The sequence below is a fragment of the Exercitatus varius genome, from assembly GCF_029577735.1.
In the GTDB taxonomy this organism is placed as follows: Bacteria; Pseudomonadota; Gammaproteobacteria; order Enterobacterales; family Pasteurellaceae; genus Exercitatus; species Exercitatus varius.
Genome location: NZ_JARQTO010000022.1, coordinates 1 through 1,213 on the forward strand (window position 1 = coordinate 1; position 1,213 = coordinate 1,213).

Annotated in this window: 1 protein-coding gene; it reads left to right on the forward strand. The window is 48.8% G+C overall.

Translation table 11 applies throughout. From position 1 onward, the window contains the following. Positions 1-1,213 (forward strand): VENN motif pre-toxin domain-containing protein (locus tag P7M01_RS10365; protein ID WP_317486342.1); only part of this gene is annotated, 1,213 nt, incomplete at both ends.

The following is a 1,213-nucleotide window of genomic DNA, read 5'->3' on the forward strand; positions in this document are numbered from 1 at the left end:
CGCAGTGCGATTGGCGACAATATCGCGCTTGAGATAAAAACGCATGAAATTCCGACCGCACTTTCACGTGATACGGCTCACAGCAACGCCAACGTGCAACGGTACGACAAAGCGGAGTACGAAGACCGCCTGGAAACCGCGCAGCTTATCGGCGACGTCAGCCAAAATCAAATCGATAGTGAGTGGACACCGAAAGTGATAGACGCGGAGGCTAACCGACAGCAAGCAGAAGCGGTGCTAAATAACCAAAACGCCACGGTGGTGGAAAAAGCCGAGGCACGGCAGATTAAAAGTCAGTCGGAGCAAATCATCGCTACTTATGGCAAAGGCGGCGATTATCAGATGGCAGTACGTGCCGTCACCGGCGTGTTGCAGGGCCTGGCGACGGGCAATCAAAACGCGGCATGGGCAAACGGCTTATCGCCGTACGCCAATAACCTTATTAAAACCTACACCACCGACGAAAGCGGCCAGGTGAACACTACCGCCAACTTAATGGCGCATGCTATGCTCGGCGCGTTGGAAGCCTATGCCACCGGTAATCATGCGGCAGCAGGTGCGGCTGGAGCAGTCACAAGCGAAGTGGCGGCAAAACTCATCACCGAACAACTTTATCACACTGACCCAAGTAAACTCACCGACGACCAAAAACAGGTAGTGGCCACCTTAAGCCAGGTGACGGCGGGCTTAGCCGGTATAGTAACAAGCGACAGCACACAAAGTGCGGTGAGTGCGGCGGAGATTGGGAAACGGGCGGTGGAGAATAATTTGCTAAGTCGTCAAGAGGATAAGCAAGTCTATGATATAACTGAAGAATATCGCTCAAAAGGGATGTTACCAAAATACAAGCAAGAACAGGTTTCCGCATTATTGACAAAAGACACAGAGATTGACCGATTGCTTTACTTATATCAAACCGAACCGGAAAAACTGACGGAAGCGCAGAAGGCATACTTAGATCGCGAATTAAAAGTGATTGCGGCTTCTTATGATATACCGATTGAAAATTTATATCAGTGGGATTTTTCTCACGTTATCAAACGAGATGATAGTACGTTAAAAAATTACTTAAATAGCCAGAATGTGTTGAACGACTCCTATGATATGAAACAGGCGCAGTCGTTAAAACAAGGATTAGAGGTGGCTTCCGTCATGGGCGTGAATTACGGATTAGCGCAAAGCGTATGGAGTATTTTACCGAAAGTCGGTCAAG